Genomic DNA, 24,832 nt, shown 5'->3' with positions numbered 1-24,832 from the left:
GTCCCTCCTTATGTCTTGACTAGAAGTCATAGCGCTGTTGGCTAACCACCCGTCCCAACCCCATTAAAAGTTGACTAGCCGCTCAAGAAAAAGTGGCCTGTGTCGATAATTGCTGATTCAGCATGTGTGGAGCCTTAAATTGTTCAACCGCAAACTCAAAAAATCGCTGCAGGAGCAGAGTGCGGAGCTACATCTGCTACGTCAGCAGGTCGAGCAAATGGACAGAGGGATGCTTTCCATTAGACTTGATGGTCAGTTCCGGATCTGTGCAGTCAATCGGAGTTTCTTGGAAACTCTGGGGTACTCGAGCGACCATCTGCAAGGCCGTCCGCTTTCGGAGATCGTTCCGCCTTACGTCAAAAATCTCCCTTGCTTCCACGCCTTCAATCAAGCTGTGGCGCGATTCGAACCCGTCAATGACGAATATCGCTACCTCCGGGCTGACGGTACTCTTGCCTGGTTGAAAATCTACTGGCTTCCTGTTCGAAACCAAGACGGGAGCTTGGCTCATGTCCAGGGCTACGGCAGTGAGATTACTCGTACCGTTGAGGAGGCCAAGGAGAACCAGGCTCTGATTGAAGCGCTGGTTAGGTCAACGGCTGTCATTGAGTTTAAATTGGATGGCACCGTAATCACGGCGAACAAGCAGTTCCTTGATGCCATGGGCTACTCATTGGGCCAGATCGTCGGCAAGCATCATCGCTTGTTCTGTTCGGCGCAAGAAGCGGCATCCGATGAGTACGTAAATTTCTGGAAGACACTCAACCGTGGTGAGTACGTCGCGAATCGCTTCAAGCGAGTCGACGGGCGTGGCAACGATATTTGGCTGGAGGCAACCTACAACCCTGTGCATGACACCGAGGGCAAGCTAGCTAAGGTCGTGAAATTTGCGAGTGTGGTTACCGACCAGGTAGCTAGAGAACAAGAGGTCAAAGATGCCGCCGGCGTTGCTTTTGATGTCTCGCAACGAACGGACTCAAGTGCCGAGCACGGCGCTGTCGTGGTAACGCGAACTGTAGGCACGATGCGAAGTATCGCTGAGCAAATGAAGCTCGCAACCGACAGCATCGAGGCGCTCGGCAGGCAATCTGCGTTGATCAGCTCAATCGTTCAAACCATTGGCGGTATTGCGTCGCAGACCAACCTTCTTGCCTTGAATGCGGCGATTGAAGCGGCACGTGCCGGAGAGCAGGGGCGGGGCTTTGCTGTGGTTGCTGATGAAGTCCGAAAGCTCGCAGGCCACACCAGCTCGGCGACCGAAGAGATTGTGAACGTTGTTCAGCAAAACCAGGAGCTTGCTGATAACGCCGTCGCCCAGATGTTCAGCAGTCGTGCGAAAGCTGAGGAGGGCTTGGTACTCGCCAACGAGGCGGGCACGGTTATCCTTGAGATTCAAAATGGAGCAAAGCAGGTAGTAGAAGCTGTTGGGCGCTTCGCTGACGAGGTGAAGTAGACGCGCGTCTATTGACGGTAACTACCTATGTGCCTCAGTCACGGACTGGCCAACGCAAAAGGCACGCCCTTGGTGGTGTCTTTGCTTTGGACAGTCATGTAGCTGCCCATGGTGTATTCCTCAATCACTCCGTTTCTAGACGATACCTCCAATCTTCGTTTCCCCTAGCTGGCTTTCGCAGCGTCTCAAAAGCGATGCAACTATCGCACTCTCGTATAAACCAGTACGTTCCGATCTCGACTGACATCTGATGACTCGGGTCGCCTACCGCAATCTGTAAAAGGCGCAGATCCCGCCAGCCTCAGGCGGATGGACGCTTCCGAGGTGATCCGTCATCACGGCCATTGCTAATTTCACGGGTTCCGCTAACTTATACAAAAAGCTGTACAAAATTGAGGTGTTGTACATGTATTGCCAGTGGCCTTTGACCCTTTATTTTGACGGTGCCTGTCCATTGTGCGCCAGGGAGGTGGCCTTCCTGCGCAGGTGTTCGACTCCAGCAAAGCTCATCCTGATCGATATCGATGGGGATGACTTTGATCCGATACCTCTTGGCCTGTCGATTGAGCAGTTGAGATCGTGCTTGCACGGCAGGTTCGCGAACGATCATTGGGTAACAGGCCTGGACGCTACCCTTTGGAGCTGGCGTGCTGCCGGTGTTGGGATGTGGGCAGCTCCACTGGCTTGGCGTCCGCTACGTCCTTTGCTTTCAGTTCTGTACAGGTTTTTCTGTCGCTTGAGACCAAGTTTGGCCTGGTTACCCCATCCCGAGGGTAGGCAACGTTGCAAAGGTGAGGAATCCAAATGTCACATTCGCTAGCCGAGCATTATCGTGAAATCCTTGTTGGCGTTGGTGAAAACCCGCAGCGAGAAGGGCTCTTGGATACACCCCAACGTGCTGCCAAAGCGATGCATTATCTATGCAATGGCTATACCCAGAGCCTAGCGGAGATAGTCAATGGCGCTTTGTTCGAAAGTCAGAATGATGAGATGGTAGTCGTTCGCGATATTGAGTTGTACTCATTGTGCGAGCATCACATGTTGCCGTTTATTGGGAAGGCGCATGTCGCCTATCTTCCAACAGGACGAGTATTAGGGCTTTCCAAAGTGGCGCGTTTAGTCGATATGTTTGCCCGCCGTTTGCAGATTCAAGAGAATTTGACTAGACAGATTGCGTGTGCAATGCAGGAAGTGACTGATGCGGCAGGTGTTGGCGTGGTTATCGAGGCCAAGCACATGTGCATGATGATGCGAGGTGTAGAAAAGCAGAACTCAGTGATGATTTCATCGGTAATGCTGGGTGAGTTCCGAGACGCCCCGACGACCCGGCACGAATTCCTCAACCTCATTGGGCGACATCCCTGAAATATGATCCCTAGCCGCATAGGACGGAGGTGCTCATGAGTGCAGTTTTCAATACGTTATCTCCAAGTCGTTTTAAAGTCCTGGGCTATAGTGGCTTGCTGCCGTTCGTTGGTGTGGCACTGCTGATTTGTATAGCGACTGATTACCGAGATTCTCTATCTGTTGCGTTGGTGGGCTATGGGGCTGTGATACTGAGTTTTGTCGGGGCCTTGCATTGGGGGTTCGCCATGACGTTACAGGAGTTATCTGCAAATGGACGACAGGAGCGGCTCGTGTGGAGTGTTATTCCAGCCCTCATCGGTTGGGTTAGCATGTTGTTACCTGTGTCTTGGGGCGGCTTGGTATTAGCCTGTGGCTTCATTGGACATCTTTGGCAAGATCGTAAATTGGTCAATTTTTTGCCTGGGTGGTACTGGCCTATGCGAGTACGTTTAACCATAGTCGCAAGTGTGTGTTTGTTAATTGGTGCGCTTGTACTATCTTTTTTTGATTGAGCTCATTATCCCGATGGCAACGGTCCAGGATGGGCTTGTTGATAGTCCAGCAGGAGCGTATACAGTGCCAAGTGCCCCCGAAGGAAATGAGATCATTATTGGCGCCGATTTGGGCGGTACCAAGCTATTGCTATTATGCGGCGCTTATTCAAAATGTTTTGAAACGGGACCCGGCTATTCTCCCGAAGACTTTTCTGCCCAGCTCCACGCCTTCATAGACGATGGCAATCTCCGCCCGGCTCGGATTGGTATCGCTGTACCTGGCCTTGTCGCTTCTGATGGCGAGATCGTTAGCTGCGATGTCCTACCAAATCTGACAGGCTGGCGTCCAGACACCTCCCTGAAAGGACTTGGTTGCCAAGTAACAGTCATCAATGATGTCGAGGCAGCCCTGCAGGAAGAAATGCAGGATGTTAGTAATGATTTTACAGGTGGCGTGATCATGGCGGGCACTGCCATCGGTGCTGCATTCATGGCTCACGGACGGGAATTACGTGGTGTTAATGGCTGGGCTGGGGAGCTTGGGTATCTACCGCTGCACGTTGATGGTTCTGTCAAGAGGCTGGATGAAATAGCCGGTGGCGGCGCTATGTCCAACTTGCTTGGCTAGAGTGGAGAGGCTCTCGCTCGATTGGCAAATGATGATGACCCTATCGCCACGGCAACAGTGAGAGCCGGTGGTGAGGCGTTGGGTCTAGGGATGGCAAGTATCATAAATTTGCTCAACCCCTCGCGTCTGGCAGTGGGTGGTGGGAGTTTGAAGCTGAAAGGCTACTGGGAGGCTGCTTTGCTGGCTGCCGAGACTTATGCCATTCCATCACTGTGGAATGCTTGCATTGTCAAACGAGTGAAGTCGGAAGATTCTGTAGCCGCGCTAGGAGCGATTAGAGCTGCTCAGCGGCAATAATATTAATAAGGTGTGAGTATTGATGTAAGGATTATCTGCCGGTTGTTTGAATTAGGGCAGCCGCTCTACGAGAAGTTTGGATCGTCATCATCCGAGCTAGGGTTGATAGCTTCCAGGACTAAAGTCAAAGGCGAGCTGCCTGCGTGTGCGCGGTGACGTTTTATGGCTTGGGCCGATCCTGTGCTTCATCACCGGAGACAGAACGAGGGGCTGGACGATAGCACCTCGATTGATGTCCGGGTGATCATGAACAGTTCGTTGCAGATATGCCTGTTTGGCAGGCGGCCAGGTGACCAATGTACACGCTCAGGCGCATATCGGCAGCGGTGCCCTTGAAGAGGTATTGGCAGATGGGTCGGAATTCATCCCTGGTTATTATCGTTACTACCCCAAGCGCCGACAGCAAACCGCTGCTTTCAAGGTTGTTGTTGAAGCACTCCGAAGCGAGTAGGCGCTTGCGGGATGTCAGAGGTCTAGCCGGCTTTCAGTGCTGGGAAAATTCGACTCGGATAACGTCACCGCCAAGCATCTGCATCAGGGCGTCGGGGGTTTCAATGTTTCCGATACGGGTGTAAGAGTAGGGCGTTTTGAATGTCTTGTAGAAGACCACCAAGGTCTTCGATCCATACAGCATGACGTCGCCTGCCTTGATCGTTCCTGGAAAGCTCGCATCCTTGGGGAGTGGTACCGCGAGATCGATATACTTTTCATTACTGTTGAGATCGGCCATTTCAAGCGTCAGGGGTATCAACGCGGAGAAGGCACGAGCTGCCTCAGTGTCAGCCAACCTGATTTTGTAATGCCGCTCGCCTACTGACATGTGCATGTAGGGTATCTCCTGCTGAGCTTTCGCTTCGCCAGTTTTCGCCGTTTGAGAATCAGATGCGCTGGCCGAAACTGCGTGAGCTAAACCAAGTGCCATCAGCCCACTCATCCAAGCAAGGTACTGCAGGCCAGACCATCGATAGTGAGCGGCCTTGTAGGTTAGAGGTAAAAGCTTGTCGGGTGTGCTCCTTCTCATTGCATCTCCTTGCATCCTGGTTCGGGCGACGTCTTGAAGGCGGGGGATCAGGGCACGTTAGGCGTGGAGGCAACTGACCTCTCCGCACCTAAACGCAGCTCCGCGATATCGCGCTTTGGAGGCGTGCCGAACTGGCGCCCGTACTCACGGCTGAACTGCGATGGACTTTCGTAGCCGACCTTGAATGCGGCGGTCGCTGCATCGAGGTGTTCGTTGAGCATCAAGCGTTTTGCCTCGTTCAACCTCAACCATTTCTGGTATTGCAGCGGACTCATTGCGGTGAGCTGTCGGAAGTGCTGATGGAATGTCGAGAGGCCCATCTTTACCTGAGAGGCCAGTTCGTCCACCCGCAGAGGCTCGGCGTAGTTAAGCTTCATCCAGTCGATGGCCTTTGCGATTCGATGACCCTTGCTGCCAACGGAGGCGATATATCGCAGGAGAGGGGATTGATCACTTAGCAGCAACCGATAATGTATCTCCCTCTGAATCAAGGGCCAGAGAACCGGAATCGCATCGGGCTCCTCCAACAGCTCAATCAGGCGGGTGAAGCTTTCCAACAGCTTCTGGCCCAGTCCACCAACTCCAGCGCTGGTATGAAAGGACTGACCGCTCACAGGAAGGCGACCATCTTGCGCGATCAATTCGGCCAGTGTGCGCAAATCGAGCTTGAACACCAAGCCAAGACAGGGTGCGTCCTCGCTGGCCACAATCACCGCCGAGTTGGCGGGAATGTTTAGCGAGGTGACCAGAAAACGCGTCGTGTCGTATGGGAATACGTCACCGCCGATAACCATTTCCTTTGCCCCTTGCACAACCAAAACAATGCTTGGTTCGACAATGCACGTGATCGGTGGGGCTGGCGCATTGCGTCTATAGACGCTTAGGCCTGCAATGCTCGTCGCGAAATCTCCAGCGGTGGGCGTGTGGGCACCGATGACCCTGCACAGTGTGGCCATTGGGTTTGTGCGTGAAGGCGGCAGTGCGGTTGCGGGCATGGTGAGCGTTCCGATCAGCGTGTAACGAAAACACTACTCGCGCGTCGCTTTCAGTGTCCATGCCCAGTCAGTCACGTCTGGACAATTGGGCAAGAAAACTACCGGTTTGCTCTACTGACGTGCTGGTTCACACGAGGAAGATAGGTGGCAGGTGGGATGACCCTAGCGTCCGCGAGCGATGTCCTCTCACATCCCTTCCATTTCGAGCAGACAGGAAGATGTGCGTGAAGTCTTTGTTCATTACGTTTGCCTTGATGGCCAGTTCACTCACTGCGGGAGCCGCCGATATGTCCCATGGGGCCAACAATTTCTATCAGAGTGGGCAGGTTTCACTCGAGCGCGTCACCTTCAAAAACCAGTTCCAGATGACCACTGTCGGGAATCTGTATCTGCCCACAAAGCAGAGCGTGAACGCCAAGCATCCCGCAATCATCGTCGGGCACCCGATGGGGGCGGTCAAGGAGCAAAGCTCGAACCTCTATGCCCAGAAGCTGGCAGAGCAGGGCTTCGTGACCCTGGCCATCGATCTGTCGTTCTGGGGTGAAAGTGACGGGCGTCCGCGCAACCTGGTGTCGCCGGACATCTATGCCGAAGACTTCAGTGCGGCGGTCGACTTTCTCGGTGCTCAAGGTTTCGTTGATCGGAACCGTATAGGCGTGCTGGGCATCTGTGGCAGCGGCAGCTTTGCCATCAGTGCGGCGAAAATTGATCCACGCATAACAGCGGTTGCAACGGTCAGCATGTACGACATGGGTGCCGCCAACCGCAATGGACTCAAGCATGGCGTCTCGGTCGAACAGCGCAAAAAGGCTATCGCCGAAGCAGTAGCACAGCGTGATGTCGAATTTGCCGGAGGCGAAACCAAGTACACCAGTGGCACGGTGGATCAGCTAACTGAGAGCTCAAATGCCATCGAGCGGGAGTTTTACGACTTTTACCGCACACCTCGTGGTGAGTTCACCCCCAAAGGGCTATCGCCGCTTCTGACGACCCACCCGACGCTGACCAGTAACGTCAGGTTCATGAACTTCTATCCGTTCAATGACATCGAGACGATCTCGCCTCGTCCAATGTTGTTCATCGCAGGAGAGGAAGCTCATTCCCGTGAGTTCAGCGAGGAGGCGTATCGCCTTGCCGGCGAACCCAAGGAGTTGGTAATCGTGCCAGGCGCAGGCCATGTCGATCTCTATGACCGCGTTGAGCTGATCCCCTTCAGTAAGCTGACCACCTTCTTCCGCGAAAACCTCAAGTAACTACTGCTATTCCCAGACCCAGCTCCTGAAAGCTGGGCCTGGGCGCATGTGTCTTTTGAAATCGCTACAACGAGAACGCCATGAGCAGCCCAGCAATCTCCCTTCAACACTCAAGTCGTCAGGTCTGGAGCGCTGTCCTGGCGATGTCACTCTGTGCTTTCGCATTGGTGGCATCTGAATTCTTGCCGGTGAGCCTGCTCACGCCGATTGCATCCGATTTGTCATTGACTGAGGGGCAGGCCGGCCAGGCTATTTCCATCTCCGGCTTCCTTGCTGTCATCACAAGCTTGTTGCTCTCCAGCTTAACCCAGGGGATCGACCGCAAGCCTGTCCTGCTGGCCACAACGGCGCTCATGCTGGTTTCGGGTGGGATGGTGGCCTTTGCTCCGAACTATCTCACCTTGATGGTAGGGCGCGCCGTGCTTGGGATTGCCATTGGTGGTTATTGGTCGATGTCCACTGCAGTAACGATGCGCATCGCACCTGAAGCGCTCGTTCCGAAGGCCATTGCCGTTATGCAGGGCGGTACAGCTTTGGCCACGGCAATCGCAGCGCCAGTTGGAAGCTACCTAGGCGGCATGATTGGCTGGAGAGGGGCATTTTTTTGCGTCGTGCCATTGGCCGCATTGGCGTTGATCTGGCAAGCATTCACACTGCCGGCCATGCCGAGTGAGCGGACTCAAGTTTCGGCCACCGGCTCCTTGCGTTTGCTGGGAGACAGCAAAGTCGCTCTCGGCATGGCTGCAGTAGCGTTTCTCTTCATGGGTCAGTTCACGCTATTCACATATCTGCGACCCTTCCTGGAAACGGTCACGCATGTCGATGTGCCCACGCTCTCGCTCCTGCTCTTGATCATCGGTGTGGCAGGATTGGTGGGCACCATGTTGGTCGGCTCCTTCGTTAGCCGAAACCTGAATAGGATTTTGATAGGCATACCGTTGATCATGACTGCCACCGCATTTGCCGTGATCGCGGTTGGTAACTGGGTGGTTCCGGTCGCCGCATTGCTGGGGCTCTGGGGGCTGGTTGCGACCTGTGCGCCTGTTGGGTGGTTCACTTGGTTGGCCAAAGCGCTGCCACACAATGCAGAAGCCGGTGGTGGCTTGATGGTCGCGGTTATTCAGTTGGCGATCACTGCTGGTGCAACTGCAGGCGGGGTGCTGTACGACGAGATGGGTTATCAGGCTACCTTCATTGCCAGTAGCGCGTTCTTGTTCATCGCAACCACGCTGAGTGTTATCACAAGTCGCAGGTGAAATACGGCACCGCAATTATGGGGCAGCTATCCTTCCTTGGCTCACGTTGCTTGGATTATGATTGCGGCTGATAAATTGACTTTTGAGTGCCGGCTACCAAATAGTGACCAAGCTCTCAAAAAGACCAAAGATAATGAAGGGCATCGAGGAGAAGGGCAAACGCTAGAAGCGTCGTGGTACGTGCCCTACAGCTGTTTATGTAGATGCAATCGCATGACAAAAAAGGTGTTGCCAGTCAGCAGATTCTAAGTCTGCTGTGTATACCAATTCCACCACACTCGCACACTTGACCGGGTCACCGGGACCGGCACGCTTCAATACTGAAGGGCCATACAATCAAGCGCGCTTTATAACCCATCTTATAGGTGAGTCAACCGCGCTGCCCGTTCAGGGGCGGATCAGTTGGGCGATTTCGCGCATGTCATCAGCGCTGTGGCGAAGGTCCTGCACCTGTTCGCCCATGGCGGTGGCATCGTCCTGATGCACCGAGTGTCGCAGAAAACGGGCATGGCCATCGAGTGCCTGGCACAGGTGGTCGATCTGCCCGGCGGTGTGGCGCAGGTCGTCCTGCAGGCCCAGCAAACGGAAATTGATGGCCATATAGGTTCCATGACAGGTGGGGGGCTGGGGTACTATAGGGTAATCCCCGGCTTGCTGTCATTGCGCCATATATCCGACACTGATGCCGTGCACTAAGCTCTTCTACAGTTCCTCTTGTCGTGCTCGTGGAGCCCGCATGGTTTCGACCGATCGTCCTGCCCCGCCGCTCATGACTGCCAATCGCTACGAACAGCTGGTGCAGGCGGTGGTGGATTACGCCATCTACATGCTCGATCCGACCGGTCACGTCGTGTCCTGGAACCCAGGGGCCGAGCGGATCAAGGGCTATTGTGCCGACGAGGTGATCGGTCGGCATTTCTCGTTGTTCTTCACGCCACAGGATTGCGCCGACGGTCGCCCGGCACGCCTGCTGCGCCAGGCGCTGGAGCAGGGCGTGGCGCAGGATGAAGGTTGGCGAGTGCGCAAGGACGGTACGCAGTTCTGGGCTCTGGCGGCGCTGGATGTGGTGCGCGATGAGCATGGCGAGATCATCGGCCTGGCCAAGGTGACGCGCGATATCACGGATCGACGTGAATCGGCGTTGCAGCTCGACACGATGCGAGCGCAGCTGTTCCAGGCGCAGAAGCTCGAGGCCTTGGGGCAACTGACTGGTGGTCTGGCCCATGACTTCAACAACCTGCTGACCATCATCCTCAGCTCGGCGCGCCTGGCGCGTGCCAGTGGCGATCCGCAGCGGATAGAGCGCCTGCTCGAACACATCCTCGAGGCCGGGCAGCGTGGCTCGCAATTGACAGGCCAGTTGCTCAGCTTCGCTCGCCACCGGCAACTGAACGTCAGCACCATCTCCCCTGACGAGTTGGTTGCGTCCACCCGCAGCCTGGTGGAGCACGCCTTGCCTGACGGCATCGACCTCATCGCGCAGGTGGCGCCAGAGTTGCCGACGATCGAGGTGGATGCCGGGCAGCTGCAGATGGTCTTGCTCAACCTGCTGTTCAATGCCCGTGATGCCATCAGCGGCAAGGGGACGATCGGCCTGGACGTGACAGTTGTTGAACTGGCGGGTGAGGTAGAGGCGCTGCACGGGCGCTTCCTGCGTTTCGATGTGCAGGACAGCGGCCACGGGATCGATGCGCAGGTGCTGCCGCGAATCTTCGAGCCTTTTTTCACCACCAAGGCTTTTGGTAAGGGAACCGGGCTGGGGTTGAGTCAGGTCTATGGTTTTGCCAAGCAGAGCAATGGTGCGATCTGCGTAGCAAGTTCGGTCGGTGAGGGCACGCGCATGAGCCTTTACCTGCCGGTTTCATCGAAAGTGCCCGAACCCTGAGACACGAGGTGGACAGTACGTCATGGTAGAAACACTCAAGCGACTGGCGACCGGTATCGAGGGCCTGGATGCGCTGCTCAAGGGCGGCCTGGTAGCCGGATCCTCGTACATCGTCCAGGGGCCGCCCGGGGCGGGCAAGACCATCCTCGCCAACCAGTTGGCCTGCGGCCATGTGCGTGACGGCGGGCGTGTGTTGGTCGCGACTTTGCTCAGCGAGTCCCATGAGCGCCTGTTCAAGTACCTCTCGACCCTGGAGTTCTTCGATCAGACGCTGGTGGGCGACCAGATTCAGTTCGTCAGTGCCTTCGATACGTTGCAGGACGAAGGGCTGGAAGCGGTGGTGCGTCTGTTGCGCCAGGAGATCGCCAGGCAGCAGGCCAGCTTGTTGATCGTCGATGGCCTGCTCAATGCTCGGGCGCGGGCCGAAACCAGTCTCGATACCAAGAAATTTGTCGCCGAACTGCAAGGGCACGCGGCATTTGCCGGCTGCACGGTGTTGCTGTTGACCAGCGCTCGCCTCGATGAGGGCAGCCCGGAGCACACCATGGTCGATGGCGTCATCGAGTTGGGTGAACAGCTCGAGGGCAGCCGCGCAGTGCGTCATATACAGTTGCGCAAAACCCGAGGCAGCGGTGCACTATCGGGGGTTCATGAATGCCTGATCAACGAGGCAGGGCTGCAGGTCTATCCGCGCCTGGAGGCGTTGTACAGCCACCCGAGCAACCTGGGTTCTGACACCTTGGTGCGTATCACCACGGGTGTGAAAGCGTTGGACGGGATGCTCGATGGTGGTCTGGCCGAAGGGTCGGTGAGCCTGCTCATGGGGCCGTCGGGAGCGGGCAAGTCATCCCTTGGGCTCGGCTTTCTTGCAGCGGCCACGCCTGAGGCGCCGGCGCTGCATTTTGGTTTCTACGAGCCGCCTGCTCGCCTGAGGTTGAAGGCTGCCTCGCTGGGCTACGACTTTGCCGAAATGGAACGCCAGGGTGCCTTGCAGCTCAGCTGGCAACCGACCACCGAGGGCTTGCTCGATCAGGTTGGCGCACGCTTGCTCGCGCAGGTACAGGCGTTGGGGGCGAGGCGTGTGGTGATCGACAGCCTGGGCGCCTTCGCTCGACTCGCTTTCGATCAGGCGCGGCTCAACGGTTTCTTCCGAGCCCTGACCGGCGAGCTGCGCGCACGGGGTGTCAGTGTGATGCTGACCTGGGAGATGCGCGACCTGTTCGGCTCGGAAATCACGTCACCGGCACCGGACCTGTCGAGCATCGTCGACAACCTGTTCCTGATGCGTTTCGTCGAACTGGAGTCGCAGCTGCGGCGTGTGTTGTCGATTCTCAAGGTCCGTGACAGCCACTATGATCCGGCACTCCACGAGCTGGCTATCGGCGCCGATGGCATTACCCTGCGCAACGCATTCGCGGGGGCCAGCGGTGTGCTGTCGGGCACGGCCGTACCCCAGGGGGACCGCTGACGGTACCTGGCAATGAACAGCATCCTGATCGTCGATGATGAATACCTGATCGCCGACATCCTCGGATTCGCCCTGGAGGATGAGGGTTTTCTGGTAGAAAAGGCCAGCAATGGGCGCAAGGCGCTGGAGGCCCTGAGAGAGAAGCGGGTTGACCTGGTGATCACCGACTACATGATGCCGGTGCTCAATGGCGAGGAGCTGGCCAGGGCGATCCGCAATGAGCTGCAGCTGCCCGATCTGCCGGTCATTCTCATGAGCGGCGCGCAGGCCTACGAGGGGCACAGGCTAACGGAACTGTTCAGCGCGGTGTTCGACAAACCGTTCGACATGGACCGCATGATCGCCAAGGTCCGCGAACTGTTGAGTCCCTGAGCCGCAGGCGGAATCCCGCGGGGACGTGCCGTGCGATCAAGCGCGTCCGTGCGGCTTGAGGCGAAGGGTGGTCAGTATTGGTCGTCGGCTTTCTCCGGAGCGGGGTTGCCGGCCTGGATGCGCTTGAAAATCTCTTCACGATGGACCTGGACATCCTTGGGCGCATCGATGCCGATCCTCACTTGCATCCCCTTGACGCCCAGAATGGTGACTTTGATGTCATCGTTGATGACGATGCTTTCGCCAACCTTGCGGGTGAGTATCAGCATGTAGTTCTCCTTGGTGATGTAGAAATCCGTGGGGCTATGTGCCGCAGCGGTGGGAGCCTGTCCCTCTTCCTTCTCATTAAAGACGCTTTCGGAAGATATTAATTCCTGAGCGAACAAAATCTGTTGGCGGTCTTCAGTTGCAGGTGCCGACATCAACCGGGTCAGATCAATCGGCGAAGGTGCTCGGTGGCAAGGATAGGGGGCCGGAGCGAATATGGGAAATTTCTCTGCTTTATGTTGTAAATAGCTCTGGTCAATGAAACTTCACAGCGCTTCGAGTGCCTGCAGAAAACGCAACAGGGCCACCTCTTCCTGCTCCAGGCCTTTGCGTGCCCGCACTCGCGGAAGTTCGGCAAGGCGGCCCAGGTGGAAGTGCTCGAGCAGCGCTGGATGGATGTAGCAGCGTCGGCACACCGCCGGCGTGTTGCCCAGGCGCGTTGCAACCTCGCGGACGATGGCCGCGACCTGGCGCTTGGCCTCGGCCTCAGGCTGCCAGGCCAGCGGACGCAGCAGGCTCAGGGCCAGTGCGCTGCCGCCCCAGGTGCGGTAGTCCTTGGCGGTGAAGTCGGCACCGGTCAGTTGCTGGAGGAACAGGTTGATGTCACTGGAGCCGATGCGATGGCGCTGGCCGTCCTCGTCCAGGTACTGGAAGAGTTCCTGGCCAGGCAGCTCCATGCAGCGCTTGAGCAGTTGCGCCAGGCGCCGGTCGCGCACGGTGATGCTGTGCTCGACGCCGCGCTTGCCGCGAAACTGGAAGCGAATGGTGTTGCCCCTGACTTCGACATGTCGGTTGCGCAGGGTGGTCAGTCCGTAGGACTGGTTGTCGCGCAGGTATTGACGGTTGCCGATGCGGATCAGCGTGTTGTCGAGCAGGCTGACCACCAGTGCCATGACCTTTTCCCGGTCCATCCCGGGGCGTGCCAGGTGCTGGTCCAGGTGCTGGCGCAGCCCTGGCAACGCTTGCGCGAAGGCCAGCATGCGCCCGTACTTGTGCTCGTCGCGTAGCGTGCGCCACTCGCTGTGGTAGCGGTACTGCTTGCGCCCACGGGCATCGCGACCGGTGGCTTGCAGGTGGCCTTGTGGGTCGAGGCAGATCCACACATCGGTATAGGCGGGCGGGATGACCAGCGCCGCGATACGCGCCAGCGTCTCCGTGTCGCGCACGCGCTCGCCATCAGGGCTGAGGTAGATGAAGCGCCCACGCCAAAGGCGTCGGCTCAGGCCGGGCTGGGTGTCGTCGACATAGTGCAGGGTGCGGGGCAGGGTGATCTCGGGCATGGCGCAGTCCATCGACCAGTTGTCATCTGTGGACAACGACAGTGCCTGAGTTGCTCAGGCCAACAGCGCCACCGACTTGATCTGCGCCCACAGCATCTGGCCCGGCTGCAGGCCGAGCTGGTCTGCCGAGTACCGGGTGATGCGCGCGAGCAAGGCGCTGCCGGCAGCGTCGAGGCTGACCAGCACGTGCGCCGGGTTGTCGGCCGGGCGACATTCTCGCACGGTCACCGGCAAGCGGTTGAGGATGCTCGAGGTGCCGTCGTGGGCGAGGGTCAGGCTGACATCGCGGGCGTGGACCTTGAGGCGCAGGGTGCTGCCGACATGCAGGTCGGGATGGGCGATGCGCAGCAGCGCACCGTCGCTGCCCGGCAAGCGCAGGTCGAACAGTCCATAGTCGGGTTGGTGGCCGATCACCACACCTTCGAGCACCACACCCGCTTCCTCGCTCTGCGCCAGCGAGAGATCGAGGCGCGCGAGCGTCTGGCCGATCGGGCCGCTGGCCATGACCTTGCCCTGCTCCAGCAGTACCAGATGATCGGCCAGGCGTGCGACCTCGTCCTGGGAGTGGCTGACATACACCACAGGGATGTCGAGCTCGTCGTGCAGGCGTTCGAGGTAGGGCAGGATCTCGCGCTTGCGCGGGCCGTCCAGGGCGGCCAGGGGCTCATCCATCAGCAGCAGCCGGGGGCTGCTGAGCAGGGCGCGAGCGATGCCGACACGCTGCGCTTCGCCGCCGGAGAGGGTGATGGGCTTGCGTTCGAGCAAGTGCCCGATCCCCAGCAACTGGCAGGCCTGGTCCAGTCCGACCTTGCGTTCGCTGGCCGAGACCCGCCGCCAGCCGAATTCCAGATTGCCGCGCACCGAGAGGTGCGCAAACAGGCTGGCCTCCTGGAACACATAGCCCACCGGGCGTCGATGCGGGGCGAGGAAAGTGCCGTGGCGACTGTCTTCCCACACCTCGCCGTTGATCTCGATGTAGGCTTCGCTGGCGCGTTCCAGGCCGGCCAGGCAGCGCAGGCAGGAAGTCTTGCCTGAGCCCGAATGGCCGAACAGGGCGCTGATCCCGCGGCCCGGCAGGTCGAGGTCGACATCCAGGGTGAAGTCGTCGCGCGCCAGTTTCAGGCGTGCGTGCATGCGTGAACTCATCTCAGCTCCAGCCAGCCTTGCCACGGCGGCCGGCATAGAGCATCAGCAGCACCAGGAAGGAGAACACCAGCATCGCACCGGCCAGCCAGTGCGCTTGCGAATAGGCCATGGCTTCGACGTGATCGAAGATCTGCACCGAAACCACGCGGGTCTTGTCGGGGATGTTGCCACCGATCATCAGTACCACACCGAACTCGCCGACGGTATGGGCAAAGCCGAGGATGCTGGCAGTGATGAAGCCCGGCCTGGCCAGCGGCAGCACCACGTGGATGAAGGTGTCCCAAGGACTGGCCCGCAGCGTTGCGGCCACTTCCAGCGGGCGCTGGCCGATGGCGCTGAAGGCGTTCTGCAGGGGCTGGACCACGAACGGCATGGAGTACACCACCGAGCCGATCACCAGCCCGGTAAAGCTGAACACCACGGTGCCTAGCCCCAGCGCCTGGGTGGCCTGACCAAGCCAGCCGTGGGGGCCGAGCGCGATCAGCAGGTAGAAACCGATCACGGTCGGTGGCAGCACCAGGGGCAGTGCCACGACTGCCCCGACGGGCCCGCGCAGCCATGAGCGGGTGCGTGCCAGCCACCAGGCGATGGGCGTGCCCACCACCAGCAGGATCAGTGTGGTCAGGCTGGCCAGTTTGACGGTCAGCCAGATCGCCCCCAGGTCACTGGCGTCGAGTGGCATCAGATTTCATAGCCGTAGGACTTGATCACCGCAGCGGCTTTCGGACCCTTGAGGTACTCGACCAAGGCCTTGGCCGCCGGATTATCCTTGCCTTTGTTGAGAATCACCGCGTCCTGGCGAATCGGGTCGTGCAGGCTGGACGGGACGATCCACGCCGAACCGTTTTCGACCTTGCCATCCTTGTAGATCTGCGACAGGGCGACGAAGCCCAGTTCGGCGTTGCCGGTGGAGACGAACTGGAAGGCCTGAGTGATGTTCTGCCCTTCGACGATCTTGCCCTTGGTGGCTTCGGTCAGCTTGAGTTTGTCCAGCACCTGGGTCGCGGCCAGGCCGTAGGGCGCGGCCTTGGGGTTGGCGATGGACAGGTGCTGGAAGTCGTTCTTCTTCAACACCTCACCCTTGTCGTCGACATAACCGGGCTTGGCAGACCACAGGGCGAGGGTGCCGATGGCGTAGGTGAAGCGCGAGCGTTCGACGATTTCCTTTTCCTGCTCAAGTTTGGCAGGGGTGCTGTCGTCGGCGGCGAGGAACACTTCGAACGGCGCGCCGTTCTTGATCTGCGCGTAGAACTGTCCGGTGGCGCCAAAGGCTGCGACCAGCTTGTGTCCGGTGTCTTTCTCGAAGTCCTTGGCGATCGCCTGGATCGGCGCGGTAAAGTTGGCTGCCACGGCCACCTGAACTTCATCGGCCCAGGCGCTATTGAGGGAAATCAGGCTGGCCAGGGCGCTGACGGCCAGGTGGGGCAGGCGAATACGCATGAAACGGGCTCCTCGGAGGTTATCGTTATATTGCGAAATATATAGCGATAAACCGTTCGCGGGGAAGGGGTGAAATCATGGCAGGGTGCTATCGGGACGCCAGGCCTGTATCGGCGGTGCAGGCACCCAGGGCGGCGGCGGGCACGCCCTGAGCGCTATGGCTGTTGGATTACAACGCCTTGCTGACTTGAATGTCGCTGATTTTCTCGGCGTCTTCGCCGTGGATCTTGCGCAACGCTTCCAGGGCTTGTTCCTGAGAGGTATCGGGCATCACGGCAAAGTCCCAGCGGCGCTGGCCGTCGAGCTTGTACTTGATCACGTATTTGAGGTTCTGGGTCATGGCAGGGCTTATCCGAGTTTCGACGACGAGCGACGGATGATCTTGATCTTGTGGGTGAAGGTCGGCTTGCGCGTCACCGAGATCGGGCGGGCGGTCACGGTATCGAGCGTGATGTTCCAGAAACCGGTGCTGGGGACGGTGATTTTCGCCGGGAAGCGTTCGAACAGGCCGCCGTGGTAAGTGTGGCGACCGCCGTTCTTGAAGCTGCGGAAGTTGGCGTCGTTCATCAGGCGGATGTTGCAGCGCTGGGAGCACTCGATAACGACGATGTCATCCTCGTTGAGGTGCTCGCGCTGGTGGACGAATTTCATGTGGGGCTCCGCGAGGTTGGGATTCTGCAAATGCCCAAGATACCACGATGTCAGGGTACACTGGCGGGCTGCACGGCCGGGCCAGGGAGAAATCTGCCAAAGCAGGGAGCAAAACCGCCCGGACGTTGTCGAACGATTTCTTTGATTGGCAGAGGTGCAACGGATGAAGTGGGTGATGGCGGCGGCGACGCTGGTACTGGGTGGTTGCGTCAGTGTCTCGGAGCTGGAGCAGTCGCGAGAGACGCTGGATGTGATCTCCGGCAAGACGCCGCGTGAGTATGCCGATTGTGTAAAGCAGAAGCTGGGCGATAGCCGTGATCCGCTGGTGGAAGAGGCGCGTGGCGATGGCCTGCGCCTGATCGTGCCGCAGAAGCTCAGTGCCGGTGTCGGCCCGGCAGCGCTTGTCGATGTCGACAAGCGTGGCAGTGGCAGTGCCATCAAGCTGCATGAACGCTTGAACAACTTCCCTCTGCGTCTGGGTGATGTGCGCTCCGCAGCGACCCAGTGCATCTCCGGTTCTTGATCCAGCGCAAGCAATACGTCGTTAGACGCCCGATCAATACCTTATGACTTGTAGGGACATTGTTCCGCTTTAGTTATCCGGACTAGTATCCATTTCCTTATGTCTTTTAAGACTAAGCTTATAACAAGGAAATGGAGTGTCCCTGATGAACCCGATGAGTCGCGTCATGATCGGCGGTCTGCTGATCCTGGCCTGGCCCGCGGCGCATGCCGTCGATGGCCAGAAAATCTTCACCCAGGGCGGGCAGAATCCCGCCGCCATGGCCTGTCTCGGTTGCCATGGCCCGGACGGCAAAGGTATCGCCGCTGCCGGTTTTCCCCGCCTGTCCGGCTTGTCTGCCGGATACCTGAGCAAGCAACTCGAGGACTTTCGCTCGGGTAGCCGCAAGCAGCCGGTCATGGAGCCGCTTGCCAAGGCGCTGAGCGACGAGGAGATCCGCTCGGTCAGCGCTTGGCTGGCCGAGCAGCCTTCCGACCCGGTTACGGGTTCGCGCCGTCAGCAAATGGCCAGCGATCCGACCGAACGCCTGGCCTTGTACGGCGACTGGAGCCGGCAGATTCCCGGTTGTGTGCAGTGCCATGGCCCAGGTGGTGCGGGGGTTGGCGAGCACTTTCCGCCACTGGCCGGACAACCGGCGGCTTACCTGGTTGCGCAGCTCAATGCCTGGCGCGACGGTAGCAGGCGTAACGACCCTAACCAACTGATGGTCGGTGTGGCCAAGGCCATGACCGATGCCGAGGTGACGGCAATCGCCGACTACTTCGCCCACGCCGCCCGCCAGGAGGTCGCACCATGAAAAAAATCCTGATCGCAGCATTGTGGCTCGGCGCAGGCGTCGCCCAGGCGGCGCAGATCGCCATGCAAGACCAGTCGCAGCTCAAGGTGCCCGGCAGCCAGGCCACTCCGGTATTCGTGCCTCCTGCAGAAAGCGAGTTGCCGGACAACGCGTTCGGCCAGATGGTCCGCCAGGGGCATGCGCTGTTCGTCGATACTCGCCGCTTGATGCCTGAGGCTGTCGGCAATGGCATGAACTGTAGCAACTGCCATCTCGACCAAGGCCGCATGGCCCACTCCGCTCCGCTGTGGGGCGCCTACCCGATGTATCCCGCCTATCGCAAGAAAAACGACAAGGTCAACACGTACGCCGAACGTATCCAAGGCTGTTTCCAGTTCAGCATGAACGGCAAGCCACCGGCGGCCGACAGCCCGCCGATGACCGCGCTCAGCGTCTATGCCTACTGGCTGGCGACCGGCACTCGCACAGGCGTGGAGACGCCCGGTCGCGGTTATCCTGAGGTGCCGCAACCCAAGGACGGCTACGACTTCAAGCGTGGCGAGCAGGTGTACAGCGAGCAATGCGCGATCTGTCACGGCGGCAAGGGCGAGGGGCAGAAAGTTGCAGGTGAGTACGTCATGCCGCCGTTGTGGGGGCGCGATGCCTATAACTGGGGGGCCGGGATGCACCGGATCAACACCGCCGCGTCCTTCATCAAGCACAACATGCCACTGGGCAAGCCAGGCAGCCTGAGTGACCAGCAGGCGTGGGATGTCGCGGCATGGATCAACCGCCACGAACGCCCGCAGGATCCGCGCCTGGTAGAGGGCTCCATCGAGAAGACGCGGGTGAAGTTCCATGCCAACGATGGCGTCAACCTGTATGGGCAAAAGGTCGAGGGTGTATTGATCGGGCAGGGCACGGGCGGCTGAATACCGGGCACCTGTCATATTCCCGCCGCGTCGCTGTCACGGCCCTGCAATCGCCTGCAGGTTGCAATGTCGTATCTTCCTGAAGGAGTGCGGCCATGGAACTCTGTGTGATCGGGGCGGGGTACGTGGGGCTGGTCACGGCGGCCTGTTTCGCGCAAATGGGCAATCGCGTGGTCTGTCTGGAGCATGACCGCGCGCGCCTGGCCCAGTTGCGTCAGGGACAGTGTCCGATCTACGAGCCCGGGCTTGCTGCGCTCGTGCAGGAGGGGCTGCACAGTGGCCTGTTGAGTTTCACCGAGCACTGGGATCACGCGTTGGCGCGGGTCGATGTGGCGTTCATCGCCGTGGGTACGCCCAGCCATGAAGACGGCTCGGCGGACCTGCAGCATGTGCTGGCGGTGGCCGACAGTCTCGGGCGGCACTTGCTGCGCCCATGCCTGGTGGTGAACAAGTCGACCGTGCCGGTGGGCACGGCCGAGCGGGTTGCCCGCCAGGTCAACAGCGGCTTGCGCGCACGCGGGGCCAGTTTCACGGTGTCGGTGGCGAGCAATCCGGAGTTTCTCAAGGAGGGCAGCGCCGTCGAGGACTTCATGCGCCCTCAGCGGATCATCATCGGCACCGACAGTGACGCCGCCACTCAATGCTTGCAGCGCCTGTATGCGCCCTTTGTACGTAACCGGGAGCGCGTGCTGGTCATGAGCCCGCGCGCCGCCGAATTCAGCAAGTATGCCGCCAATGCCTTCCTTGCCACCAAGATTTCCTTCGTCAACGAGCTGGCCGGCCTGTGCGCCGAGCTGGAGGTGGATATCGAACAGGTGCGTCGCGGGATCGGCAGCGACCGGCGCATCGGCAGCGATTTCATCTACGCAGGCTGCGGCTATGGCGGCTCATGCTTTCCAAAGGACGTGCGTGCGCTGATCCACACAGCCGAGCAGCATGGCTACCAGCCGGCGATCCTGCGCGCGGTCCACGCGCGCAACGCGCAGCAGAAGACCTTGTTGTTCCAGGCGCTGCAGCAGCATTTCGGGGGGGGCATGGGCGGATGCAATGTGGCGTTGTGGGGCCTGGCGTTCAAGCCTGGCACCGACGACCTGCGAGAGGCACCCAGCCTGGTGCTGCTCGACGCCCTGCTGGCGGCAGGGGCACGGGTGCGGGCCTGTGACCCGGCGGCGCTGGACGGGGCCGCGGCGGCTTATCCGCAGGCGATGGCCAGTGGTCAATTGCAGTTGGGGGATGATCCCTATGCCTGTGTGGAGGGCGCGGATGCACTGGTACTGGTGACCGAATGGAAGCAGTTCCGCCAGCCGGATTTTCGTCGGATCAGGGGCCTGATGCGTAAGCCGGTGCTGTTCGACGGGCGTAATATTTACGATCCATCGGAACTATCTACACTGGGTTATCTCTATCATGGCATCGGTCGGCCGCAGGTGGGGCATTGTAAGGTGACTGCCGCCTGATTAGACTGCGCCGAATACCACAGGCCCAGCCCTTGTTTAAGGATGTATATGATCAAAAAATGCTTGTTCCCGGCAGCCGGTTACGGCACCCGCTTCCTGCCCGCTACCAAAGCCATGCCCAAGGAAATGCTGCCGGTGGTGAACAAGCCACTGATCCAGTATGGCGTTGAAGAGGCCTTGGATGCCGGTCTGAACGAGATCTCCATTGTCACCGGGCGCGGCAAGCGCGCGCTGGAAGACCATTTCGACATCAGCTATGAGCTGGAAAATCAGATCAAGGGCACCGACAAGGAAAAATACCTGGTCGGTATCCGTCGTCTGCTGGACGAGTGCTCGTTCTCCTATACCCGTCAGACTGAAATGAAAGGCCTGGGCCACGCCATCCTCACCGGTCGCCCCCTGATCGGTGACGAGCCGTTCGCCGTGGTGCTGGCGGACGACCTGTGCGTCAACCCTGAAGGTGACGGTGTCCTGACCCAGATGGTCAAGCTGTTCAATCAGTTCCGCTGCTCGATCGTTGCCATCCAGGAAGTCGATCCGCAGGAAACCAACAAGTACGGCGTGATTGCTGGCGACATGATCCGCGATGACATCTTCCGCGTGACCAACATGGTCGAGAAGCCCAAGCCTGAAGATGCGCCGTCGAACCTGGCGATCATTGGCCGCTACATCCTGACCCCGGACATCTTCGATATCATCGCCAACACCGAGCCGGGCAAAGGCGGGGAGATCCAGATCACCGACGCCCTGATGCAGCAGGCACAGAACGGTTGTGTCATTGCCTACAAGTTCAAGGGCAAGCGTTTCGACTGCGGCGGCGCCGAAGGCTATATCGACGCCACCAACTTCTGCTTCGAGAACTACTACAAGACCGGCAAGGCCTACTGAGTCCGAGCCAGCGCTGCAGCGTCACTTTTCTTGCTGTCTGACGCTTGCAGCGCGTCACGAAAAGAGCCACCCTCGGGTGGCTTTTTTTGTGGAGTCTGGAAAGTGGCCTACGATTTTGATCTGTTCGTGATTGGTGCCGGTTCCGGCGGTGTACGCGCGGCGCGCTTTGCCGCGGGGTTCGGGGCGAAGGTGGCGGTGGCCGAGAGTCGTTATCTGGGCGGCACCTGCGTCAACGTCGGCTGTGTGCCGAAGAAGTTGCTGGTGTACGGTGCACACGTCGCCGATGAGCTGGAGCAGGCGGCCGGCTACGGCTGGACCCTCGAAGAAGGTCACTTCGACTGGGGCACCCTGATCGCCAACAAGAACCGTGAGATCGAGCGTCTCAACGGCATCTACCGCAACCTGCTGGTCAACAGCGGCGTCACCTTGCTGCAAGGTCATGCGCGCATGACCGGTGCCCATGAGGTTGAGGTAGAAGGTCAGCGCTACAGCGCGGCGAACATCCTCATCGCCACGGGCGGCTGGCCACAGGTGCCTGACATCCCTGGCAAGGAACTGGCGATCACCTCGAACGAGGCGTTCTACCTCAAGGAGCTGCCACGCCGGGTGCTGGTGGTCGGTGGTGGCTACATTGCCGTCGAATTCGCCGGCATCTTCCAGGGCCTGGGCGCCGATACCTCCTTGCTGTATCGCGGCGACCTGTTCCTGCGCGGCTTCGATGGTTCGGTACGTACCCACCTGAAGGAGGAACTGGAAAAGCGCGGTCTGGACCTGCAGTTCAACGCTGATATCCAGTGTATTGACCAACAGGCCGATGGCAGCCTCAAGGCGACGCTCAAGGATGGTCGGGAGTTGATCGCCGACTGTGTGTTCTACGCCACCGGTCGTCGTCCGATGCTCGACAATCTGGGGTTGGAGAACACCGGCGTTGAGCTCGACGAGCGCGGTTACATCCGTGTCGACGACCTGTACCGTACCACCGAGCCTTCGGTGTTCGCCTTGGGCGATGTAATCGGTCGTGTCCAGCTCACACCGGTCGCTCTGGCTGAAGGCATGGCGGTAGCCCGTCACCTGTTCAAGCCTGAGCAGTACCGTTCGGTGGACTATCAGAACATCCCCACGGCGGTGTTCAGCCAGCCGCCGATCGGCACCGTCGGCCTGACCGAAGAGCAGGCACTGGCTGCCGGCCACAAGATCCAGATCTTCGAGAGCCGCTTCCGCGCCATGAAGCTGACCCTCACCGACCTGCAGGAAAAGACCCTGATGAAGCTGGTGGTCGATGCCGAGACCGACAAGGTCCTGGGTTGCCATATGGTGGGGCCGGATGCAGGCGAGATCATCCAGGGGCTGGGTATCGCACTCAAGGCAGGCGCCACAAAGCAGCAGTTTGACGAGACTATCGGCGTGCATCCGACCGCCGCTGAGGAATTCGTCACGATGCGGACTGTAACTCGTTAGTAGTTCGCAGCATTCTCCGGGCCTCGAAGCATGAGGTCTGGGGATTGTTCCCACAATCGCATGGTAGAGAATCCTACCGCTGTCATGGTTGTCGCCAGCCGCTGATCAACCAATCACCGACAGAGCCTCCCAAGCCTGATGCAGATACTGTTGCCGCGCCGCTCTACGGCGCCGGTTCGGCATGTGCCTGATCGTCTCGCTTGAGGAAGGATGATATGGACAGGTTCTACAAAAGTGTTTTTGCGCTCTGCGGGTTGTCGCTGATCGTCGGGGGGGCCCAGGCAGACCACGGCGAAATCAGCTTTCAGGGGCGGGTTCTGGCGCCGACGTGCATCATCAATGGGGGGGACGGCAATCTTCCGGTGACCCTGCCGGATGTCAACGCCGCGAAGCTCGTGCGTCCAGGCGATGTGGAAGGGGAAACCTCCTTCGTATTGCAGCTGACGGGTTGTACCCATGTCGGCCAGGTTTCAACTTACTTCGAGCCAGGTGCGAGCGTCAGTGATCAAGGGCGTCTGATCGTCGATGCCGGCGGCAGTGAAAACGTCGAGCTGCAATTGCTCAACAGTGCCAAGAGCGTCATGAATCTCGCTGCAGCCAAAGGCTCGCAGAACTCCCAGCAAGTCACCCTCGTGGACGGTAACGCGACGCTGCGCTACTACGCCCAGTACTACTCGACAGGCCGCACTACCCCAGGCCTGGTCAGTTCCAGAATCCGCTACTCGCTGGATTATCTCTGAGTCCTATGGAGCAGCCCTGTCCGGGGCTGCTCCGCTCCCAATTTTCGAGTGGAACATCATGAAGCTATCTCTCAGCGCCATGGGGTGGGGATCGTTGCTGGCCGCGTTTCTGTCGTGCACGCAGGCCAATGCCAGTGTGGTGATTGCCACCACGCGGGTCGTCTATCCCGCCGAGAGCTCCGAGGTCACTGTCAGGTTGAGCAACGAGGGACGGTATCCGTCGCTGGTGCAGGTCTGGGTCGACGAGGGAGGGCCGGAAGAGGCCGAGGATGAGTTACAGGGGCCATTCAGCGTGACACCTGGGTTGTTGCGCCTGGACCCGGGCAAGCGCCAGAGCCTGAGGGTGTTTCACGATAGTCGTGCCATGCCAACGGATCGAGAGAGCCTGTACTGGCTGAATGTACTCGATGTCCCGCCGAAAGGTGGTGGCGATAACAGCCTGCAGATTTCTCTCAGGACTCGTATCAAACTGTTCTATCGGCCGCAGGGATTGGCCGCAAAACCTGCCGATGCACATGCTCGGCTTACCTGGCGCCTGGTCAGGGAATCCCAGGGCTGGGTACTGCATGCGGACAATCCCACACCCTATCACGTCAATCTCGCCAAGCTCGAGGCTGTCCATCCGGGTTCGGCGTTGCCAGCATCGGTAGGCCATGTTGCTCCCCTCAGCAGCGCCCGTTTCGCGTTGAGCTCCGCGCCGTCTCGTCCCGATGCGGTTTCTCAGGTCCGCTATCAGTACCTGGATGACTACGGCGCCTCTCGAGAAGCTGTTGCAATCCTGCAGTTCCCTCAAGGCCGTTGAACCC

The 24,832-nt window shown here is 59.3% G+C and carries 27 protein-coding genes and 2 pseudogenes; 19 read left to right on the top strand and 10 right to left on the bottom strand.

Annotated features, from left to right (window positions below; all coding sequences use genetic code 11):
- Nucleotides 1–217: 217 nt before the first annotated feature.
- The 6 genes and pseudogenes from AB688_RS27565 to AB688_RS27215 all read left to right on the top strand — a co-directional run.
- Nucleotides 218–868: pseudogene (locus AB688_RS27565) on the top strand (PAS domain-containing protein); the annotation flags it as partial.
- A complete protein-coding gene (locus AB688_RS27560) occupies nt 848–1,453 on the top strand; it encodes a methyl-accepting chemotaxis protein (protein ID WP_419555270.1) in 606 nt (201 codons plus the stop codon). The pseudogene AB688_RS27565 and the gene AB688_RS27560, both read left to right, overlap by 21 nt.
- A gap of 406 nt (nt 1,454–1,859) precedes the next feature.
- Nucleotides 1,860–2,273, top strand: a complete 414-nt coding sequence (locus AB688_RS26460; protein ID WP_081255265.1) for a thiol-disulfide oxidoreductase DCC family protein — start codon at nt 1,860–1,862, stop codon at nt 2,271–2,273.
- On the top strand, nt 2,258–2,818 hold the full coding sequence (folE, locus tag AB688_RS17840) for a GTP cyclohydrolase I FolE (protein ID WP_063545344.1): 561 nt from the start codon (nt 2,258–2,260) through the stop codon (nt 2,816–2,818). Before AB688_RS26460 ends, folE begins: the two co-directional genes overlap by 16 nt.
- 35 nt (nt 2,819–2,853) lie before the next feature.
- Nucleotides 2,854–3,312 carry a DUF3429 domain-containing protein gene (locus AB688_RS26455; RefSeq protein WP_081255264.1) on the top strand — a complete coding sequence of 153 codons (459 nt, stop codon included), beginning with the start codon at nt 2,854–2,856 and terminating at the stop codon, nt 3,310–3,312.
- Between the two features lie 13 nt (nt 3,313–3,325).
- Nucleotides 3,326–4,219, top strand: a pseudogene (locus AB688_RS27215) (ROK family protein).
- 484 nt (nt 4,220–4,703) lie between these two features.
- Here AB688_RS27215 and AB688_RS27210 read toward each other — a convergent pair.
- Nucleotides 4,704–5,240 (bottom strand): cyclophilin-like fold protein, encoded by a 537-nt coding sequence (locus AB688_RS27210; protein WP_231100247.1) that lies wholly within the window; start codon nt 5,238–5,240, stop codon nt 4,704–4,706.
- Nucleotides 5,241–5,287: 47 nt separating this feature from the next.
- A complete protein-coding gene (locus tag AB688_RS17825) occupies nt 5,288–6,235 on the bottom strand; it encodes an AraC family transcriptional regulator (protein WP_063545343.1) in 948 nt (315 codons plus the stop codon).
- A 254-nt stretch (nt 6,236–6,489) separates the two neighbouring features.
- On the opposite strand from AB688_RS17825, the gene AB688_RS17820 reads away from it, so the two are divergent.
- Together AB688_RS17820 and AB688_RS17815 are read left to right on the top strand one after the other, a co-directional pair.
- Nucleotides 6,490–7,488 carry an alpha/beta hydrolase gene (locus tag AB688_RS17820; RefSeq protein ID WP_196759905.1) on the top strand — a complete coding sequence of 333 codons (999 nt, stop codon included), beginning with the start codon at nt 6,490–6,492 and terminating at the stop codon, nt 7,486–7,488.
- A gap of 80 nt (nt 7,489–7,568) precedes the next feature.
- A complete protein-coding gene (locus tag AB688_RS17815) occupies nt 7,569–8,744 on the top strand; it encodes an MFS transporter (protein ID WP_063545341.1) in 1,176 nt (391 codons plus the stop codon).
- A 387-nt stretch (nt 8,745–9,131) separates the two neighbouring features.
- Here the strand turns inward: AB688_RS17815 and AB688_RS17810 are convergent, their stop codons facing one another.
- Nucleotides 9,132–9,344 carry a hypothetical protein gene (locus tag AB688_RS17810; RefSeq protein WP_063545340.1) on the bottom strand — a complete coding sequence of 71 codons (213 nt, stop codon included), beginning with the start codon at nt 9,342–9,344 and terminating at the stop codon, nt 9,132–9,134.
- Between the two features lie 136 nt (nt 9,345–9,480).
- Between AB688_RS17810 and AB688_RS17805 the strand changes: the two genes are divergently transcribed.
- The 3 genes from AB688_RS17805 to AB688_RS17795 are packed head-to-tail and all read left to right on the top strand — an operon-like array spanning nt 9,481 to nt 12,469.
- The gene (locus AB688_RS17805; RefSeq protein WP_063545339.1) at nt 9,481–10,629 is read left to right on the top strand and encodes a two-component system sensor histidine kinase NtrB; all 1,149 of its coding nucleotides are present in this window, start codon (nt 9,481–9,483) and stop codon (nt 10,627–10,629) included.
- Nucleotides 10,630–10,651: 22 nt separating this feature from the next.
- A complete protein-coding gene (locus AB688_RS17800) occupies nt 10,652–12,097 on the top strand; it encodes an ATPase domain-containing protein (protein WP_063545338.1) in 1,446 nt (481 codons plus the stop codon).
- A gap of 12 nt (nt 12,098–12,109) precedes the next feature.
- Nucleotides 12,110–12,469, top strand: coding sequence for a response regulator (locus AB688_RS17795; protein ID WP_054892093.1), 360 nt, complete (start codon nt 12,110–12,112; stop codon nt 12,467–12,469).
- Nucleotides 12,470–12,540: 71 nt separating this feature from the next.
- On the opposite strand, the gene csrA is transcribed toward AB688_RS17795, so the two are convergent.
- From csrA to AB688_RS17765, 7 genes are all read right to left on the bottom strand, one after another.
- On the bottom strand, nt 12,541–12,738 hold the full coding sequence (csrA, locus tag AB688_RS17790; RefSeq protein WP_054892092.1) for a carbon storage regulator CsrA: 198 nt from the start codon (nt 12,736–12,738) through the stop codon (nt 12,541–12,543).
- 264 nt (nt 12,739–13,002) lie between these two features.
- Nucleotides 13,003–14,016: a DNA topoisomerase IB gene (locus tag AB688_RS17785; RefSeq protein WP_063545337.1), complete on the bottom strand. Its 1,014-nt coding sequence runs from the start codon at nt 14,014–14,016 to the stop codon at nt 13,003–13,005.
- A gap of 54 nt (nt 14,017–14,070) precedes the next feature.
- Nucleotides 14,071–15,162, bottom strand: coding sequence for a molybdenum ABC transporter ATP-binding protein (modC, locus tag AB688_RS17780; RefSeq protein WP_054892090.1), 1,092 nt, complete (start codon nt 15,160–15,162; stop codon nt 14,071–14,073).
- Between the two features lies 1 nt (nt 15,163).
- Nucleotides 15,164–15,844, bottom strand: a complete 681-nt coding sequence (gene modB, locus AB688_RS17775) for a molybdate ABC transporter permease subunit (protein WP_063545336.1) — start codon at nt 15,842–15,844, stop codon at nt 15,164–15,166.
- The gene (gene modA / locus AB688_RS17770; protein ID WP_063545335.1) at nt 15,844–16,602 is read right to left on the bottom strand and encodes a molybdate ABC transporter substrate-binding protein; all 759 of its coding nucleotides are present in this window, start codon (nt 16,600–16,602) and stop codon (nt 15,844–15,846) included. Before modA ends, modB begins: the two co-directional genes overlap by 1 nt.
- Before the next feature lie 169 nt (nt 16,603–16,771).
- Nucleotides 16,772–16,942 carry a hypothetical protein gene (locus tag AB688_RS27050; RefSeq protein ID WP_196759867.1) on the bottom strand — a complete coding sequence of 57 codons (171 nt, stop codon included), beginning with the start codon at nt 16,940–16,942 and terminating at the stop codon, nt 16,772–16,774.
- 8 nt (nt 16,943–16,950) lie between these two features.
- A complete protein-coding gene (locus AB688_RS17765) occupies nt 16,951–17,253 on the bottom strand; it encodes a DUF1883 domain-containing protein (protein WP_054892087.1) in 303 nt (100 codons plus the stop codon).
- A gap of 163 nt (nt 17,254–17,416) precedes the next feature.
- Here AB688_RS17765 and AB688_RS17760 point away from each other — a divergent pair, with 163 nt between their 5' ends.
- The 8 genes from AB688_RS17760 to AB688_RS17725 all read left to right on the top strand — a co-directional run bounded on the left by AB688_RS17760 (nt 17,417) and on the right by AB688_RS17725 (nt 24,828).
- A complete protein-coding gene (locus tag AB688_RS17760; RefSeq protein ID WP_054892086.1) occupies nt 17,417–17,776 on the top strand; it encodes a hypothetical protein in 360 nt (119 codons plus the stop codon).
- 145 nt (nt 17,777–17,921) lie between these two features.
- Nucleotides 17,922–18,572, top strand: a complete 651-nt coding sequence (locus AB688_RS17755) for a c-type cytochrome (protein ID WP_063545334.1) — start codon at nt 17,922–17,924, stop codon at nt 18,570–18,572.
- Nucleotides 18,569–19,483, top strand: a complete 915-nt coding sequence (locus AB688_RS17750; RefSeq protein WP_063545333.1) for a c-type cytochrome — start codon at nt 18,569–18,571, stop codon at nt 19,481–19,483. The genes AB688_RS17755 and AB688_RS17750 overlap by 4 nt, the downstream gene beginning before the upstream one ends.
- Before the next feature lie 95 nt (nt 19,484–19,578).
- Nucleotides 19,579–20,940, top strand: coding sequence for a UDP-glucose dehydrogenase family protein (locus AB688_RS17745; protein ID WP_063545332.1), 1,362 nt, complete (start codon nt 19,579–19,581; stop codon nt 20,938–20,940).
- Nucleotides 20,941–20,988: 48 nt separating this feature from the next.
- Nucleotides 20,989–21,828, top strand: coding sequence for a UTP--glucose-1-phosphate uridylyltransferase GalU (gene galU / locus AB688_RS17740; RefSeq protein WP_063545331.1), 840 nt, complete (start codon nt 20,989–20,991; stop codon nt 21,826–21,828).
- A 102-nt stretch (nt 21,829–21,930) separates the two neighbouring features.
- Nucleotides 21,931–23,286, top strand: a complete 1,356-nt coding sequence (gene gorA / locus AB688_RS17735; protein WP_063545330.1) for a glutathione-disulfide reductase — start codon at nt 21,931–21,933, stop codon at nt 23,284–23,286.
- A gap of 215 nt (nt 23,287–23,501) precedes the next feature.
- A complete protein-coding gene (locus AB688_RS17730; RefSeq protein WP_054892080.1) occupies nt 23,502–24,026 on the top strand; it encodes a fimbrial protein in 525 nt (174 codons plus the stop codon).
- 58 nt (nt 24,027–24,084) lie between these two features.
- Entirely contained in the window at nt 24,085–24,828 is a 744-nt protein-coding gene (locus AB688_RS17725; protein ID WP_063545329.1) for a molecular chaperone, read from the top strand.
- The last annotated feature ends 4 nt before the right edge of the window (nt 24,829–24,832 follow it).

This window comes from Pseudomonas putida (genome assembly GCF_001636055.1).
GTDB classification, from domain to species: Bacteria; Pseudomonadota; Gammaproteobacteria; order Pseudomonadales; family Pseudomonadaceae; genus Aquipseudomonas; species Aquipseudomonas machongensis.
The sequence above is the reverse complement of the archived record's forward strand: the minus strand, read 5'-3'. Positions and strand labels throughout refer to the sequence as shown.

Bases quoted from the DNA above. Each gene is read 5' to 3' on its own strand.
- AB688_RS26460 (WP_081255265.1), top strand. From the start codon at position 1,860: ATGTATTGCCAGTGGCCTTTGACCCTTTATTTTGACGGTGCCTGTCCA.
- folE (WP_063545344.1), top strand. From the start codon at position 2,258: ATGTCACATTCGCTAGCCGAGCATTATCGTGAAATCCTTGTTGGCGTT.
- AB688_RS26455 (WP_081255264.1), top strand. From the start codon at position 2,854: ATGAGTGCAGTTTTCAATACGTTATCTCCAAGTCGTTTTAAAGTCCTG.
- AB688_RS27210 (WP_231100247.1), bottom strand. From the start codon at position 5,240: ATGAGAAGGAGCACACCCGACAAGCTTTTACCTCTAACCTACAAGGCC.
- AB688_RS17825 (WP_063545343.1), bottom strand. From the start codon at position 6,235: ATGCCCGCAACCGCACTGCCGCCTTCACGCACAAACCCAATGGCCACA.
- AB688_RS17820 (WP_196759905.1), top strand. From the start codon at position 6,490: ATGGCCAGTTCACTCACTGCGGGAGCCGCCGATATGTCCCATGGGGCC.
- AB688_RS17815 (WP_063545341.1), top strand. From the start codon at position 7,569: ATGAGCAGCCCAGCAATCTCCCTTCAACACTCAAGTCGTCAGGTCTGG.
- AB688_RS17810 (WP_063545340.1), bottom strand. From the start codon at position 9,344: ATGGCCATCAATTTCCGTTTGCTGGGCCTGCAGGACGACCTGCGCCAC.
- AB688_RS17805 (WP_063545339.1), top strand. From the start codon at position 9,481: ATGGTTTCGACCGATCGTCCTGCCCCGCCGCTCATGACTGCCAATCGC.
- AB688_RS17800 (WP_063545338.1), top strand. From the start codon at position 10,652: ATGGTAGAAACACTCAAGCGACTGGCGACCGGTATCGAGGGCCTGGAT.
- AB688_RS17795 (WP_054892093.1), top strand. From the start codon at position 12,110: ATGAACAGCATCCTGATCGTCGATGATGAATACCTGATCGCCGACATC.
- csrA (WP_054892092.1), bottom strand. From the start codon at position 12,738: ATGCTGATACTCACCCGCAAGGTTGGCGAAAGCATCGTCATCAACGAT.
- AB688_RS17785 (WP_063545337.1), bottom strand. From the start codon at position 14,016: ATGCCCGAGATCACCCTGCCCCGCACCCTGCACTATGTCGACGACACC.
- modC (WP_054892090.1), bottom strand. From the start codon at position 15,162: ATGAGTTCACGCATGCACGCACGCCTGAAACTGGCGCGCGACGACTTC.
- modB (WP_063545336.1), bottom strand. From the start codon at position 15,844: ATGCCACTCGACGCCAGTGACCTGGGGGCGATCTGGCTGACCGTCAAA.
- modA (WP_063545335.1), bottom strand. From the start codon at position 16,602: ATGCGTATTCGCCTGCCCCACCTGGCCGTCAGCGCCCTGGCCAGCCTG.
- AB688_RS27050 (WP_196759867.1), bottom strand. From the start codon at position 16,942: ATGACCCAGAACCTCAAATACGTGATCAAGTACAAGCTCGACGGCCAG.
- AB688_RS17765 (WP_054892087.1), bottom strand. From the start codon at position 17,253: ATGAAATTCGTCCACCAGCGCGAGCACCTCAACGAGGATGACATCGTC.
- AB688_RS17760 (WP_054892086.1), top strand. From the start codon at position 17,417: ATGAAGTGGGTGATGGCGGCGGCGACGCTGGTACTGGGTGGTTGCGTC.
- AB688_RS17755 (WP_063545334.1), top strand. From the start codon at position 17,922: ATGAACCCGATGAGTCGCGTCATGATCGGCGGTCTGCTGATCCTGGCC.
- AB688_RS17750 (WP_063545333.1), top strand. From the start codon at position 18,569: ATGAAAAAAATCCTGATCGCAGCATTGTGGCTCGGCGCAGGCGTCGCC.
- AB688_RS17745 (WP_063545332.1), top strand. From the start codon at position 19,579: ATGGAACTCTGTGTGATCGGGGCGGGGTACGTGGGGCTGGTCACGGCG.
- galU (WP_063545331.1), top strand. From the start codon at position 20,989: ATGATCAAAAAATGCTTGTTCCCGGCAGCCGGTTACGGCACCCGCTTC.
- AB688_RS17730 (WP_054892080.1), top strand. From the start codon at position 23,502: ATGGACAGGTTCTACAAAAGTGTTTTTGCGCTCTGCGGGTTGTCGCTG.
- AB688_RS17725 (WP_063545329.1), top strand. From the start codon at position 24,085: ATGAAGCTATCTCTCAGCGCCATGGGGTGGGGATCGTTGCTGGCCGCG.